The sequence below is a fragment of the Vreelandella sp. 21 genome (genome assembly GCF_050995515.1).
Taxonomy (GTDB): Bacteria; Pseudomonadota; Gammaproteobacteria; order Pseudomonadales; family Halomonadaceae; genus Vreelandella; species Vreelandella alkaliphila.
In genome coordinates, this window is record NZ_CP194673.1 from 2301486 (window position 1) to 2315825 (window position 14340).

General features: G+C 51.6%; 12 protein-coding genes. 3 read left to right on the forward strand and 9 right to left on the reverse strand.

Going from position 1 to position 14340, the window contains the following annotated elements; translation table 11 throughout:
• Window positions 1-7 precede the first annotated feature (7 nt).
• The gene (locus ACN06F_RS10825) at window positions 8-718 is read right to left on the reverse strand and encodes an ABC transporter ATP-binding protein (RefSeq protein ID WP_198349121.1); all 711 of its coding nucleotides are present in this window, start codon (window positions 716-718) and stop codon (window positions 8-10) included.
• Window positions 719-728: 10 nt separating this feature from the next.
• A complete protein-coding gene (locus tag ACN06F_RS10830; RefSeq protein WP_198349122.1) occupies window positions 729-1970 on the reverse strand; it encodes a lipoprotein-releasing ABC transporter permease subunit in 1242 nt (413 codons plus the stop codon).
• Between the two features lie 199 nt (window positions 1971-2169).
• Between ACN06F_RS10830 and ACN06F_RS10835 the strand changes: the two genes are divergently transcribed.
• Together ACN06F_RS10835 and ACN06F_RS10840 are read left to right on the forward strand one after the other, a co-directional pair.
• Window positions 2170-3240, forward strand: coding sequence for an agmatine deiminase family protein (locus tag ACN06F_RS10835; protein ID WP_415965535.1), 1071 nt, complete (start codon window positions 2170-2172; stop codon window positions 3238-3240).
• Window positions 3241-3249: 9 nt separating this feature from the next.
• Window positions 3250-4152, forward strand: a complete 903-nt coding sequence (locus ACN06F_RS10840; RefSeq protein ID WP_198349124.1) for a carbon-nitrogen hydrolase — start codon at window positions 3250-3252, stop codon at window positions 4150-4152.
• Between the two features lie 142 nt (window positions 4153-4294).
• On the opposite strand, the gene ACN06F_RS10845 is transcribed toward ACN06F_RS10840, so the two are convergent.
• From ACN06F_RS10845 to ACN06F_RS10860, 4 genes are all read right to left on the reverse strand, one after another.
• Window positions 4295-5242, reverse strand: a complete 948-nt coding sequence (locus ACN06F_RS10845) for a Nudix family hydrolase (protein WP_038485369.1) — start codon at window positions 5240-5242, stop codon at window positions 4295-4297.
• A gap of 111 nt (window positions 5243-5353) precedes the next feature.
• Window positions 5354-6583: a bifunctional glutamate N-acetyltransferase/amino-acid acetyltransferase ArgJ gene (gene argJ, locus ACN06F_RS10850; RefSeq protein ID WP_038485373.1), complete on the reverse strand. Its 1230-nt coding sequence runs from the start codon at window positions 6581-6583 to the stop codon at window positions 5354-5356.
• Between the two features lie 36 nt (window positions 6584-6619).
• Entirely contained in the window at window positions 6620-9352 is a 2733-nt protein-coding gene (secA, locus tag ACN06F_RS10855) for a preprotein translocase subunit SecA (protein ID WP_038485376.1), read from the reverse strand.
• Window positions 9353-9420: 68 nt separating this feature from the next.
• Complete coding sequence (locus ACN06F_RS10860; protein WP_038485379.1) at window positions 9421-9789, reverse strand: hypothetical protein; 369 nt, start codon at window positions 9787-9789, stop codon at window positions 9421-9423.
• 111 nt (window positions 9790-9900) lie between these two features.
• Here ACN06F_RS10860 and ACN06F_RS10865 point away from each other — a divergent pair, with 111 nt between their 5' ends.
• Window positions 9901-10377 carry a DUF721 domain-containing protein gene (locus ACN06F_RS10865; protein WP_038485381.1) on the forward strand — a complete coding sequence of 159 codons (477 nt, stop codon included), beginning with the start codon at window positions 9901-9903 and terminating at the stop codon, window positions 10375-10377.
• Between the two features lie 96 nt (window positions 10378-10473).
• On the opposite strand, the gene lpxC is transcribed toward ACN06F_RS10865, so the two are convergent.
• From lpxC to ftsA, 3 genes are all read right to left on the reverse strand, one after another.
• Entirely contained in the window at window positions 10474-11385 is a 912-nt protein-coding gene (gene lpxC / locus ACN06F_RS10870; RefSeq protein WP_038485384.1) for a UDP-3-O-acyl-N-acetylglucosamine deacetylase, read from the reverse strand.
• Between the two features lie 160 nt (window positions 11386-11545).
• Window positions 11546-12724 (reverse strand): cell division protein FtsZ, encoded by a 1179-nt coding sequence (gene ftsZ, locus ACN06F_RS10875; RefSeq protein ID WP_038485387.1) that lies wholly within the window; start codon window positions 12722-12724, stop codon window positions 11546-11548.
• 34 nt (window positions 12725-12758) lie between these two features.
• Window positions 12759-14048: a cell division protein FtsA gene (gene ftsA / locus ACN06F_RS10880; protein ID WP_038485391.1), complete on the reverse strand. Its 1290-nt coding sequence runs from the start codon at window positions 14046-14048 to the stop codon at window positions 12759-12761.
• Window positions 14049-14340 lie beyond the last annotated feature (292 nt).

The following is a 14340-nucleotide window of genomic DNA, read 5'->3' on the forward strand; positions in this document are numbered from 1 at the left end:
TAGGGTATTAGTCGTTGTTCTGCTCAATTAACTGCCCACTATCCAGCCTTAATACCCGATCCTGATGGGCAGCCAAACTGACATCATGAGTCACAATAACAAACGCGCAGGCGCTCTCTTTAGCCAATTCGTCCATAAGCGCTAATATGGTACTTGCCGTGGTTTGGTCAAGGTTCCCAGTAGGCTCATCCATCAGCACAAGACTAGGGTCTGTCACTAACGCACGAGCAATGGCCACCCGCTGACGCTCACCACCCGAAAGCTCGCCAGGCTTATGATCAGCCCGCGCCTTCATGCCCACCCGCTCAAGCAGCTGCATAGCGCGCTGCTCCGCTGCCTTTTTAGACTGGCCACGAATAATTAACGGCAGCGCGGCGTTCTCTACCGCAGTGAACTCAGCTAGCAAGTGATGAAACTGATAGACAAAGCCGATATAGCGGTTTCGAAAACGGCCTAGTGCCGCTTCGTTAAGACCGGCTAACGGCTCACCAGCAATCACTACGCTACCAGCGCTAGGCCGATCGAGCCCTCCTAGCAGGTTTAACAGCGTTGTTTTACCCGAGCCTGAGCTCCCTACAATGGCAACACGCTCTCCAGCATGTACCTTAAGCTCAAGCTGATCTAATACGGTAAGATCTTGAGGGCCTTCGCTATATACCCGTGTCAGGCTGTTACATTCCAACATAACTGTTGTTGAGTGCTGTGTACTTGAGGTCATCGTTGCTTCCTTATTCATAACGCAGTACATCGGCAGGCTGAACCCGAGCGGCCCGCCAAGCGGGATAAAGCGTCGAGAGGAAGGTCAGACCAAAGGCAGCGATGACAATATCACGCACATCACCCCACTGCAGTTGAGAGGGCAAGTCACTAATAAAGTAAACCCCGGCATCCAAGAACTGAATACCGAAAGTTGTTTCAAACCAACTGATCAAATCAGAGATAGTCAGTGCCAGGAGAACACCCACAGTAACGCCAATCGCAATACCTATCAGACCGATGGTGAGCCCTTGCACGATAAAAATCCCCATGATCGAACGTGGGGTGGCGCCTATGGTTCGTAAAATGGCAATATCCGCTCGCTTATCGGTCACTACCATCACTAGCGTAGACACTATATTAAACGCGGCAACGGCAATAATGACCGTAAGCAGCAATGCAATCATGCGCTTTTCCATCTGTATCGCTTGAAATAGACTGCCATGGGAAGCAGTCCAATCCGTACCGCGGTACCCTGCGCCAAGTTCGTTAACGATCGCTTGCGTTTCACTGCCAGCCACGAACAGGTCATCTAGCTCCAGCCGTAGGCCACCCACCGCGTCGCCCAGGCGCGCTAACGTTTGCATATCTTCAATATTGGCATAGGCCAGATTAGCGTCTAAATCAGCGCCTACACTAAAGATACCGCTAACAGTAAATCGCTTGAGTCTTGGAAAAACCCCCGCAGGCGTAATCGATGCCTCTGGAACAAGTAGCGTGACGCGATCACCTACCCCAACGCCCAACCGACGTGCCAGCATAGACCCCAGCACTACGTTCCACTCACCAGGCACCAGATCAGAAAGCTGACCTTGGCGCATATGCTCACCAATAATCGACACTTGATCTTCCCAGTCTGGATGGATGCCATTCACCATAGCGCCTTGGTTTCTACCACCCGCTGAAAACATTCCTTGCTGTTCAACATAAGGCGCTGCACCAATGACTCGCTCTCGCTCAACAAGCTGTTCTGCTAACGCCTGCCACTCAACTAACCCTGCTTGTGATTCAATTTTAGTGTGAGGCACCATTCCCAAAATTCGAGTACGGAGCTCGTGATCAAAACCATTCATCACCGACAGCACAAGAATGAGCACTGCCACGCCAAGCATTAACCCCAGCATTGAAGTTAGCGAAATAAATGAAATAAAGTGGTTCCGGCGTTTAGCGCGCACGTAGCGCAGCCCCACCAGAAAAGGCAAACGATCAAGCATGGCATCATTCCTTAGTAATAAGCGTCCATGGTACGGTTTTTTTAGCATGGGTGCATGTACGAACGCTGCGTTAGAGTAACAAGTCTGCCTACCGTTCCCTCAAGCACGGTAACGCTTGCATGTTGCTAAGCAAGCCCCTAAATTGCGCCCATTCTTCTTGTCGTTAGGGCAAGGATTTTTTCGACTATTAAGAGCATTCGTGACGTTGGCTAACAAGACTTACCGTTTATTGCCCGAGTGGTCCCCCCAAGACGGCTTGCAACTGACTTGGCCCCGCCCAGACGGCGACTGGGCACCGCTGTTATCGCGCATCGAAGCAACACTTGAGCGTATCGTGATTGCCACGACACGCTATCAGCGCGTGTTAATCAGCGTTCCTGATGACACCACCCAGCGCCGCTTGGCTGAGACGTTTGAGGCCTATGGCATTGCCCAACAACAACTGATGCTCATTGTCGCTCCCACGGATGACACTTGGGCCCGAGACCATGGGCCGATCACCGTGGTGGACGAAGCGCAGCAGCCACTCATGCTGGATTACACGTTTACTGGCTGGGGCGGTAAATTTCCTGCCGAGCATGACAATCGCCTCACTCAGTGGCTGGATGATGCAGGGGTGTGGACCTGCCCCATCGCTCCACGCAGCATGGTGCTAGAAGGCGGCGCGATTGAAACCGACGGAGAGGGCACACTGCTAACCACTGAGGCCTGCCTACTGAACCCCAACCGCAATCCGTCGCTTTCGCGTACGGATGTTGAAGCCCAGTTAGCGGAAGATTTTGGCGTCGATCGAGTCCTATGGCTAGCAAATGGGCATCTTGAAGGTGACGATACTGACAGTCATGTTGATACGCTCGCGCGCTTTTGCAATCCCTTTACCATTGCATATGTCCGCTGCGACGACCCGACCGATCCTCACTATCCAGCGCTAAACGCAATGGAGCAAGAGCTCATGGCGTTTCGCCAACGCAACGGCGAGCCCTACCAATTAATTGCTTTGCCGTGGCCACAAGCCTGCTTTGATCCTGAAGATGGTCATCGTCTCCCGGCTACCTACGCTAATTTTTTAATTATCAATAATGCCGTACTGGTGCCCACTTACGGCGATCCCGCCGATCTGGTCGCGCTGCAAGCGTTGAGTATTGCCTTTCCAGAACACACCCTGATTCCTATCGAGTGTAATAGCATCATTCGCCAGCATGGCAGCCTTCACTGTTTAACCATGCAGCTACCGAAAGGCACCCTTGCCCCTGCGCTTAGTCAATCCTAAGGAGCCATCATGTCTAACAGCTTAACCGTCGGTATTGTTCAACAGCCAGCGTGGCCAGATAAAGCACGTAGCCTTGCTGCCAGCGAAGCAGGCATACGCTCAGTTGCTAGCCAAGGCGCACAATTAGTGTTGCTTCAGGAGCTGCATGCCACGCACTACTTTTGCCAGTACGAAGACCCTGCACTGTTTGATTTGGCTGAACCACTAGACGGCCCTACTGGTCAGCACCTGGCCGAACTAGCCAAGGAGCTGAATATTGTGCTGGTGGGGTCGCTGTTTGAAAAGCGCGCGGCGGGGCTTTACCACAATACAGCCGTCGTTTATGACCGCGCAAAAGGACGTGTAGGACAGTACCGTAAAATGCACATCCCAGATGATCCGGCCTTTTACGAAAAGTTTTACTTTACCCCTGGTGATTCTGACGACGGACGTGGCCAAGGCTTCACGCCTATTGACACCTCTGTTGGGCGGCTAGGTATTCTGGTTTGTTGGGATCAATGGTACCCGGAAGCGGCACGCTTAATGGCACTAAGTGGTGCGGAGCTGCTTCTCTATCCCACGGCCATCGGCTGGGATCCAAGTGATGATGACGCTGAAAAAGCCCGCCAGAAAGATGCTTGGACAATTATACAGCGCTCCCATGGCGTCGCTAACGGGCTGCCCGTGCTGGTCGCTAACCGAGTCGGCTTTGAACCCGACCACTCTGGCGTTGGTAACGGCATTGCGTTTTGGGGAGGAAGTTTTGTATGCGGCCCACAGGGAGAAATGCTAGCGCATGCAGGTGAAGAGACGCAGCAACTAGTCGTCAACATCGATATGGCGCGTAGCGAGAACACTCGGCGTATTTGGCCTTATTTGCGCGACCGCCGCATTGATGCTTACGGTGACTTAACACGCCGCTATCGCGATTGATAACCCACTCGCTAGATAACCAATCTCGACTGATAAAAACACAAGCTGGTAAAAACATAAGCTGGTAAAAACATAGACGCCTGCTCTCATCGAGAGCAGGCGCAGCGTTCAAAATGCTAACGTGTGGCGATTGGCTTTGGCTTTACTTCCAAAAATCACGAATAGACGCAATTCCCTGAGCGCCAACAGCGCGTGCATGGTTAGCATCAAAACGTGTCATACCACCCAGTGCAAATACCGGCATACCAGCACGTTCCACTAGCTGCTGGAAGTCATGCCACCCCAGTGGCGCCACTTCAGGATGCGAAGGCGTAGTGCGCAACGGCGACAGCGTGACAAAATCACAACCCAAAACCGCAGCCTGAGAAAGTTGCTTTTGATCGTGAGTCGACGCCGAGAGCCATTTATTTTCTGCAATCGGGCGACGCTCAAGGTCCATTAACCGTGCGCTGGTTAAATGAATACCGTCAGCATCAACAGCGTCAAGTAGTGCAGGCTCTCCATTCAGCAACAGCTTCGCATCGTACTGACGGCAAAGGCGCAGCGCGCGCTCAGCACGGGCAATGTATGCCGCTTCATCAAGATTTTTTGCCCGCAGCTGTACGAGTCTGACACCATCTTCACTAAGCGCTCTTTCTAACAAGCTATCGAAACGCTCTTCGTCAGCTTCTTCGCCGGTAATCAGGTAATCAGTGGGCAACATCACCGCACGCAAAATAGGCAAGTTAGCGGCAGGGAAAGGATAGTTCACCAACTCTTCCATAGGCACCCAGCGCACAGCCTGCCCCTCGCGGCCAAACGGCTCACCTGCAAACTCTTGGACTTGCCAAACATCTAGCAGGATGTGCTTATCAGGATACTCATGATGAACGCGGATAAGTGGCCGAGCCCGTACAATCTCGACGCCAAGCTCTTCGTGAAGCTCACGCTTGAGACCTTCCAACCCTGTTTCATAAGGCGCCAGCTTGCCCCCAGGAAACTCCCATAGGCCGCCTTGATCGACATTAGAGGGCCGACGCGCAATCAGCACCCGCTTCTGATCGGCGCTGATCATTGCAGCCGCCGCGACATGAACTCGTCGTTTTACCATTACACTCATTACGTCTTTACCCACTTTTTGCGCGCCGCCCTAACCAAAGACGACGCTATCTCGCTGCATTAGCACGTCACTGCAACTGTTTTGGCTACTTTTCAGTGCGCTTCAGCTACGGTAATCCGCGTTGATAGTCACATAGTCATGAGATAGGTCCGAGGTCCACACAGTGGCACTCTCTTCACCACGGCCCAAATTAATGCGAATGATGATCTCTTCCTGCGCCATGACAGCGCTGCCCGCTGCTTCTGTATAACTGTCGGCACGGCCGCCCTGTTCAACCAAGCGAACGTCACCTAAATCAATCACGACTTGATTAACATCGAATGCCTCAACCGGCGCGCGCCCAACAGCGGCTAGAATACGCCCCCAGTTAGCATCAGAAGCGTAGAGCGCAGTCTTCACCAGCGGCGAATGAGCAACGGTAAAAGCGACATCCAAGGCTTCCTGCCGAGTGGTCGCTTCATCCACCTGGAGCGTCACAAACTTAGTTGCCCCTTCACCATCACGAATAATCGCTTGAGCAAGCTCGGTCATGACGCATTGCAGCGCATTGCGGAAAATGGCCACCTGCTCTTCATTTTCGATGCGAGCGCCGGTACCTGTCGCTGCCAACATGCACGCATCGTTGGTTGATGTATCGCTATCGACAGTGATGCAGTTAAAGGAGTGATCTACCGTTTCACGTAACAAACTTGCTAACAACGGCTGCGCAATCGCCGCATCCGTTACCACAAAGCCCAACATGGTAGCCATATTAGGCTTAATCATGCCTGAACCTTTGGTAATACCGTTGATCGTGACCTGCTGATCGCCAATTGAAACGGTTGCCGTTGCGCCCTTGGCACGGGTATCCGTGGTTAGAATTCCCTCACCCGCTTGCTGCCAAGCAAGGCTAGTATCCGTTAAGGAATTTAGCGCATGGGGTATACCGGCAAGCAGGCGCGTCATGGGCAGAGGTTCACCTATCACGCCGGTTGAAAAGGGCAAGACCTGGCTTTTATCAACGCCCATTTGCTCAGCAAGCGCTTCACAGCTGGCATAAGCATCCTGCAAGCCTGATGCGCCAGTACCAGCATTGGCATTGCCAGTATTTACCAGCCAGTAGCGAGGCACACGCCCTGCGCTTGTACACGCTTCAAGATGCGCTTTCGCAACGACCACTGGGGCAGCGCAAAACGCATTACGAGTAAAAACCCCAGCTACCGTGGCAGTTTCAGGTAGCTCAATCACCACAACATCACGGCGATCCGGCTTTTTAATACCTGCCATTGCACTACCCAGGCGCACCCCATTAAGGGGTGGCAATTCCGGAAAAGCAAGATTTCCCACCGCCATGTTTTTCTCCTTTGCGCTCAATTTCGCCACGCGTGATTAGCTTAGTTTTCCGCAGCACTGCTTATATTTTTTACCGGACCCACATGAGCACGGATCATTGCGCCCTACTTTCGGTCCTTCACGACGCAGCGGACGACCATCAGTCCCTGGCGCTTCCTGTGAAACATCGTCCTGCTGGGCATTAGGGTCGTCGTGGCGGCTTGCTGCTGTCGCACGTTCACGTACTGACTCTTCACGGCGCTTTTGCTCTAACGCATCAACCTCTTCAGGCTGACGGACCTGAACATGGCTTAAAATACGCGTAACGTCAGCTTTGATGTTCGTTAGCAGATGCTGGAACAACTCGAAGGACTCTCGCTTGTACTCTTGCTTAGGGTTCTTCTGGGCGTAGCCACGCAAATGAATGCCGCGACGCAAGTGATCCATCGACTGAAGATGCTCTTTCCAACGGGTATCCAATACCTGGAGCATTACTTGCTTTTCAAAACGGCGAATCAACGTGGCACCAGCAGCCTCAATTTTGGCTTGATACGCATCGCGGTGCATCGCTTGTAAACGCTCACGCAGCTTCTCTTCACTGAAGCGCTCATCCTCTGCCGCCCACTGGGTAACAGGAGCATCAAGATTGAATTCAGTTTTAAGATGCGCCTCTAACCCAGGCAAATCCCACTGCTCAGCCAGGCTCTGAGGTGGCACATAATCACTGATGGCATCTTCCATGACTTCTTCACGAATACCGATAACGGCGTCGGAAACCTCATCAGCGGAAAGAATTTCATTTCGCTGTTCGTAGATAACTCGGCGCTGGTCGTTAGCGACATCATCGTATTCGAGCAACTGCTTGCGGATATCAAAGTTACGCCCCTCTACTTTTTTCTGGGCGCGCTCAACAGCATTAGACACCATCTTGTGCTCAATCGCCTCACCGCGTTCTAGCCCGAGAGCCAGCATCAAGCGCTTCACTCGGTCAGAACCAAACAAACGCATCAAACTGTCTTCTAACGAGAGGAAGAAGCGTGTAGAGCCTGGGTCACCTTGACGTCCCGCACGACCACGCAACTGGTTATCAATACGACGGGACTCATGGCGCTCAGAACCAATCACATGCAAACCACCCGCTTCTAAAACACCGTCATGACGCTTCTGCCACTCCGCCTTGAGAGCATCAATCTGTTCTTGGGTAGGATTTTGCAGCTTAGCTGCTTCTGCTTCCCAGTTCCCCCCCAGGACGATATCGGTACCACGACCCGCCATATTCGTTGCAATAGTAATGGCGCCAGGACGACCTGCTTGAGCGATGATTTCTGCTTCGCTTTGGTGCTGTTTAGCATTCAGCACATTAAACGCCAGGCCAGCTTCGCGCATAAGGCGAGCTAGGTACTCAGAGGTTTCAATCGAAGCAGTACCGACTAGAACAGGGCGTCCCGCTTCGGTTTCGGCCCTCACATCTTTAATAATCGCTTCGTATTTCTCTTCCGCACTCAGATAAACCAAATCATTCAGATCTTTACGAGCAAGCGGTCGGTTCGTTGGAATGACGACCACATCCAGGCCATAAATTTGCCGAAATTCGAACGCTTCGGTATCAGCGGTGCCGGTCATACCTGCGAGCTTTTCATACAAACGGAAATAGTTCTGGAAAGTAGTCGATGCCAGTGTCTGGCTCTCTCGCTGAACCGTCACCCCTTCTTTCGCTTCAACCGCTTGGTGAAGCCCTTCTGACCAACGGCGTCCCGGCATACTACGCCCAGTATGCTCATCAACGATGACGACCTGGCCTTCAGATACGATGTAGTCAACGTCTAAATGATAAAGATGCCGTGCGCGCAGCGCGGAATGCATATGCTGAAGCAAGTTTAGGTTTTGTGCGGCATAAAGCGATTCGCCCTCGCCCAACAGCCCTTCGGCACGCATTAGCTCTTCAACTTTGTTATGCCCCTGCTCGGTAAGCTCTACCTGCTTTTGTTTTTCATCAAGCAGGAAATCTCCCGTGACCGGCGCATCACTGTCCTCAGAGGCTTCACCTTGCTCTAACTGTTGAGCCAGGCGATTCACAATGCCATACAAATCAGTGTTTTCATCCACTGCGCCTGAGATAATTAACGGCGTACGGGCCTCATCAATTAAAATAGAGTCAACTTCATCGACAATGGCGTAATGCAGACCACGCTGCACTTTATCCTCAAGCGCGAATGCCATGTTGTCGCGCAGATAGTCGAAACCAAACTCATTGTTAGTGCCGTAAGTGATGTCACACTGATAGGCATGGCGCTTCTCTTCACCCGTTTGACCAGCATAGATAACGCCTACCGATAGCCCAAGAAACTCATACAAGGGCCGCATCCACTCAGCATCACGGCGAGCAAGGTAGTCGTTAACGGTGACAACATGCACACCCTTGCTTGGCAGCGCATTTAAATAGACGGCAAGCGTCGCCACCAGGGTTTTACCCTCACCGGTTTTCATTTCCGCAATACGGCCACGATGCAACGTCATGCCACCGACCATCTGGACGTCAAAGTGGCGCATTTTCATTACCCGCTTACTGGCCTCTCGCACGACGGCAAACGCTTCGGGCAATAAACTATCAACAGACGCGCCTTCTGCTAATTTTTGACGGAGCAGCCCTGTTTTTGCCTGCAACTCAGCGTCACTCACCCCTTCAAGCGCTTGCTCTAAAACGTTAATACTGAGCACACTTTTTTGCATGCGTTTAACGTCGCGATCATTTTTAGAGCCAACGACTTTACGTAACAAATTATTAATCATGAAAGTTCCAAATCTTCACGAGCGCTCCATTCAGGCGCGCCCTTTATATAAGGCAAATAAGGGTAAATTTAGTAAACGGACAGCTGAGCTGGCGGGCCACGAGGGGTCAGCACATCAATCGCGGCAACCAATCGACGTGGGATATGAAGAAAGTAGCGGGAACAGTGCAAGACGACAGGATGGATACGCGCTTTTTTTCTTACCCAGCGGCGCAGCGCAAAGCGCTTCTTAGCGATCCATTCAGATTGGGCACGCAGCATTGCGGGTACCCAAAAGCAGATGATGACGCCGCGTTCACCACTACGAAATGCATCTGAAGGATGTAAACTAGCAGGTAACAAACAGCTCACTAAGAGGCCTGCCAGCCACCAACGCGCTAGGCCATTTCGGCGTTGCCGCCGCGGCGAAGCAGACAAAACATCTGGCGTTGATGACATGCTGTGGACTGGCTCCCGAGCGTGTTAGGCTCTATCAATTAAAAGACAATACAGAACGCTGGTGGCAACCGTGAGTGTGGCGCAGCCAGCAACGTTCCAGGAATCAAGTTAATGAGTATAAAGGTTAAGCGATCCCGCGCACAGCCCATTACCCAACTGCTGACCAAGTCGGGCAGCGCTGGACAGCTTATGCGACAGTCCCGCTTAATTGATCAGGCTCAGCGTCATTTACGCGCCCACCTTCCTGAAGCAATGCGTGAGCATATTTTCGTCGGGGGCTTTCGGGACGGCCGATTGACGTTAATAAGTGGCCAAGCAAGCTGGTTAACGTGGTTACGCTATGAACAGCCGCGATTGCTAACCCTACTGCATCAATTGCCAGGGTTTGAAAGCGTTACCGGCTTTACCCTGAAAGTGCGGCCCGTTCGGCCAATTGAAAGCCCCAAACGCTACACGCGCACCCTCTCAGAAAATGCAGGAAAAACGCTGACCGAATGCGCTAAAGACACTGACAACCCCTCACTTAAAAACGCCCTGGAGCGCCTTGCGGCGCATGCACCTAATCATTCAGATGACAAACATTCATAGCCACGTATTGCCAGTGCCAATACGCAAAAAGCACCGCTAAAGCGGTGCTTTTTACTATTGCTGTATGCTTACTCACCCGCCCAACAAGCGTTCAATCTATGCCATTGCAGGTGCCGAGTAAGAGATAGGCGCAACCGCTTTATCTTCTTCAAAAGTGACGATTTCATAGGCGTCGGGCTGCGCCAATAGCTCGCGGCACAACTGGTTGTTGAGCGCGTGTCCCGATTTAACACCCTGGAACTCGCCAATCAAACTGTGGCCCAGCTGGTACAAATCACCAATAGCATCCAGCACTTTATGCTTGACGAACTCATCGTCGTAACGCAGACCACCTTCGTTCACGATGCGGTAGTCATCCACAACAATAGCATTATCTAAGCTACCACCAAGCGCAAGATTATTGGAGCGTAAAAATTCGAGATCGCGCATAAACCCGAAGGTACGTGCACGAGAAACCTCTTTAACAAACGACGTCGTTGAAAAATCGATCAACGCAGTTTGTTTTTGCTGCTCAAACACAGGGTGATCAAAGTCAATTGCAAAAGAAACTTTAAAGCCTTGATGCGGCAAAAAAACGGCTTCTTTATCGCCATCACTGACGGCAACGCGGCGCTTAATTCGAATGAATTTCTTAGGCGCATCTTGCTCTAAAATGCCCGCCGACTGAATTAAGAACACAAAAGGGCTGGCGCTGCCGTCCATGATAGGCACTTCAGGCGCACTTACATCGACATAGGCATTATCAATGCCCAATCCAGCAAATGCCGACATCAAATGCTCGACCGTCGCGACTTTCACACCCTTGTAAGAAAGAGCAGTGCATAATGTGGTGTCTTCCACCAATTCGGCACGGGCCGGTACGTGAACCACAGGCTCCAGGTCGGTCCGGATAAACACAATTCCGGTATTAGCTGGCGCCGGGCGCAAAGCCAAGTGGACTTTTTTGCCAGAGTGCAGACCCACTCCGGTAGCGCGAATGACGTTTTGTAATGTGCGTTGTCTGATCATGGGCAGTGGTCGAACTCTAATGACGGCGGTCACCGGCAAAAGTGCCGACAAGTACCGCTAGGGGAAAGAAGGTTAAGAAACAGTGTTCACTTTAACAGCAAACGAGCGTTTTAACCAATAAAACTCTCGTTTACTGTTTCAATGACCCCGATAGCGTCAGTTAATCTGCCTGACGGCGTAAAAATGCGGGAATGTCCAAATAGTCATCTGCATCAGGGGTGCGACGCTTCTCGGAACGAGGCTTCGCAGCTGGCTCAGGCGCTTCTTTACGCGCCGTTGCCTGCTGACGCATGACAGTTGGCTGTTGCAACTTGCGGTAATCTGATGACGCTTCAGCAGCAGACCGACGCACTGGCTCACGTGAAGCAACTTTACCTTTGTTACCATCCAGCCCAGCAGCCACCACGGTCACACGCAGCTCATCGGACATTTCCATGTCGATAGAGGTACCCACCACAATGGTCGCTTCCTGAGAGGCAAACTCTTGAACTGTAGCGCCTACGTCATTGAACTCACCGATCGACAAATCGGGACCGGCAGTAATATTAACCAAAATACCGCGAGCACCGTGCAGATCAATGTCTTCAAGCAGCGGGCTACGAATGGCTTTTTCAGCCGCTTCGCGAGCACGATTTTCGCCAGTTGCTCCACCTGTGCCCATCATCGCCATGCCCATTTCTGACATAACGGTGCGTACATCAGCAAAATCGACGTTAATAATGCCCGGACTGGTAATCAACTCTGCGATACCTTGAACGGCTCCCAACAACACATCGTTAGCAGCGCTGAAGGCGGTTAGCAGTGTGGCGTTCTTTCCTAGCACAGAAAGCAGTTTTTCGTTTGGAATAGTGATCAACGAATCAACGTGCTCAGAAAGCTCTTTCATACCTTCTTCTGCGGCGCGCATGCGCTTCGGCCCTTCAAACGGGAAGGGCCGAGTTACCACAGCAACCGTCAAAATACCTAACTCTTTGGCAACCTGAGCAACGACAGGCGCACCGCCGGTACCTGTACCACCACCCATGCCAGCCGTGATGAATACCATATCTGCACCGGTTAATAACTCAGCGATGCGATCACGGTCTTCCATGGCTGCTTGGCGGCCGACTTCAGGATTGGCACCGGCCCCAAGCCCCTTGGTGATTTCACCACCAAGCTGCAAGACTGTTTTTGCAGACACTCGCTTAAGCGCTTGAGCGTCGGTGTTAGCGCAGATAAACTCAACGCCTTCGATATTACTTTCGACCATGTGGTTGACCGCGTTGCCACCGCCACCGCCAACACCGACCACTTTGATGACCGCACTGCTCGAGGGTGCGTTATCTACCAATTCGAACATAAGCCCCGTCTCCTGAACCGCGCTTGCGGCCCTGTCAGAAATTTCCTTTGAACCAGCCTTTAATTCTTACCAGCGCCGATTGACCTTCCTTGATATCACGCCTGACGACTTCGTTGCGCCCTTTATGCGCAGCAACGACTTCCCCGTGGCTTTCTAGGCCTTGCCCATGTCGCGCTTCTTGCAATGCATAATGCAGTAAACCCACACCTGTTGCATAAATTGGATTGCGTACCACATCAGCCAACCCTTTGACATTTTGCGGACATGCAATACGAACAGGCATATGAAAAATCTCTTCTGCCAATTCGCTAACCCCTTCCATACGCGAGGTGCCACCAGTGAGCACAACACCAGCAGCCACCATATCTTCATAGCCACTACGGCGTAATTCGTCTCTCACCAACGTAAATAGTTCCTCGTAACGCGGCTCAACCACTTCAGCAAGTGCCTGTCGCGATAAATCACGAGCCGGACGATCTCCTACGCTGGGAACTTTAATCATTTCATCGCTTGCCGCTAGCTGTGTCAGTGCGCAAGCGTATTTAACTTTAATCTCTTCGGCATGCTGCGTTGGCGTGCGCAATGCCATTGCTATGTCATTAGTGACTTGGTCGCCCGCTATCGGTATAACGGCAGTATGGCGAATGGCACCTTCACTGAAAATGGCCATATCAGTGGTCCCCCCACCAATATCCACCATACAAACGCCTAATTCTCGCTCGTCTTCGGTAAGCACCGCCATACTAGAAGCTAGCTGTTCAAGAATAATTGCGTCAACGGCCAGACCACATCGCCGAACACATTTCTCAATATTTTGAACGGCGTTCAATGCCGCTGTCACAAGGTGAACCTGCGCCTCTAAACGAACGCCTGACATTCCTAAAGGTTCACGGATACCACCTTGAGCATCGATTGAGAACTCTTGGGGCAATACATGTAATACACGCTGCCCTTCCGAGACCGCACGTGCGCGGGCTGAGTCAATAACGCGCTCAATATCGGATGGTGTGACTTCCCTTTCTTTAATCGCAACCACGCCGTCTGAGTTCATTGAACTGATATGGCTACCAGCAACGCCGACATAGACAGAGTGAATATCACAACCAGCCATTAATTCCGCTTCTTCAACGGCGCGCTGAATAGATTGCACTGTTGATTCGATATTAATGACCACACCACGCTTCATGCCGCGTGATGGATGAGAGCCGATACCCGCTATCTCAATCCCGCCGTCATCGGTGGGTTGACCGACTATCGCGACGACTTTGGACGTTCCAATGTCCAGCCCGACAACCATATTGGATGCGTTGGGTGAGCCTGCCATGAGTCGGATAATCTCCTAGAAAAATTTTAAAAAAACTTGTTAGTCGTAACTGCGCCAACATTGTTAAAACGGCGATACAAAATCACACGTAATAACATTGACGCCTACCGTAATATCAAGCCAAATGCTGATCGTAATTAAATAAAAAAGCCCATAAAAAAACATCAGCTATAACATAGTATAGAAACAATACTGACAATACGACTAGCGCACGCCTACGATAATCGCCTTTGTGTGCGATTTAAACCCTATTCATGGCTTTTCGCTGTTGGCAACCACTTACATTTACCTA

Coding starts and splice junctions, on each gene's coding strand:
- ACN06F_RS10825 (WP_198349121.1), bottom strand. CDS start 718: ATGACCTCAAGTACACAGCACTCAACAACAGTTATGTTGGAATGTAAC.
- ACN06F_RS10830 (WP_198349122.1), bottom strand. CDS start 1,970: ATGCTTGATCGTTTGCCTTTTCTGGTGGGGCTGCGCTACGTGCGCGCT.
- ACN06F_RS10840 (WP_198349124.1), top strand. CDS start 3,250: ATGTCTAACAGCTTAACCGTCGGTATTGTTCAACAGCCAGCGTGGCCA.
- ACN06F_RS10845 (WP_038485369.1), bottom strand. CDS start 5,242: ATGGTAAAACGACGAGTTCATGTCGCGGCGGCTGCAATGATCAGCGCC.
- argJ (WP_038485373.1), bottom strand. CDS start 6,583: ATGGCGGTGGGAAATCTTGCTTTTCCGGAATTGCCACCCCTTAATGGG.
- secA (WP_038485376.1), bottom strand. CDS start 9,352: ATGATTAATAATTTGTTACGTAAAGTCGTTGGCTCTAAAAATGATCGC.
- ACN06F_RS10860 (WP_038485379.1), bottom strand. CDS start 9,789: ATGTCATCAACGCCAGATGTTTTGTCTGCTTCGCCGCGGCGGCAACGC.
- ACN06F_RS10865 (WP_038485381.1), top strand. CDS start 9,901: ATGAGTATAAAGGTTAAGCGATCCCGCGCACAGCCCATTACCCAACTG.
- lpxC (WP_038485384.1), bottom strand. CDS start 11,385: ATGATCAGACAACGCACATTACAAAACGTCATTCGCGCTACCGGAGTG.
- ftsZ (WP_038485387.1), bottom strand. CDS start 12,724: ATGTTCGAATTGGTAGATAACGCACCCTCGAGCAGTGCGGTCATCAAA.
- ftsA (WP_038485391.1), bottom strand. CDS start 14,048: ATGGCAGGCTCACCCAACGCATCCAATATGGTTGTCGGGCTGGACATT.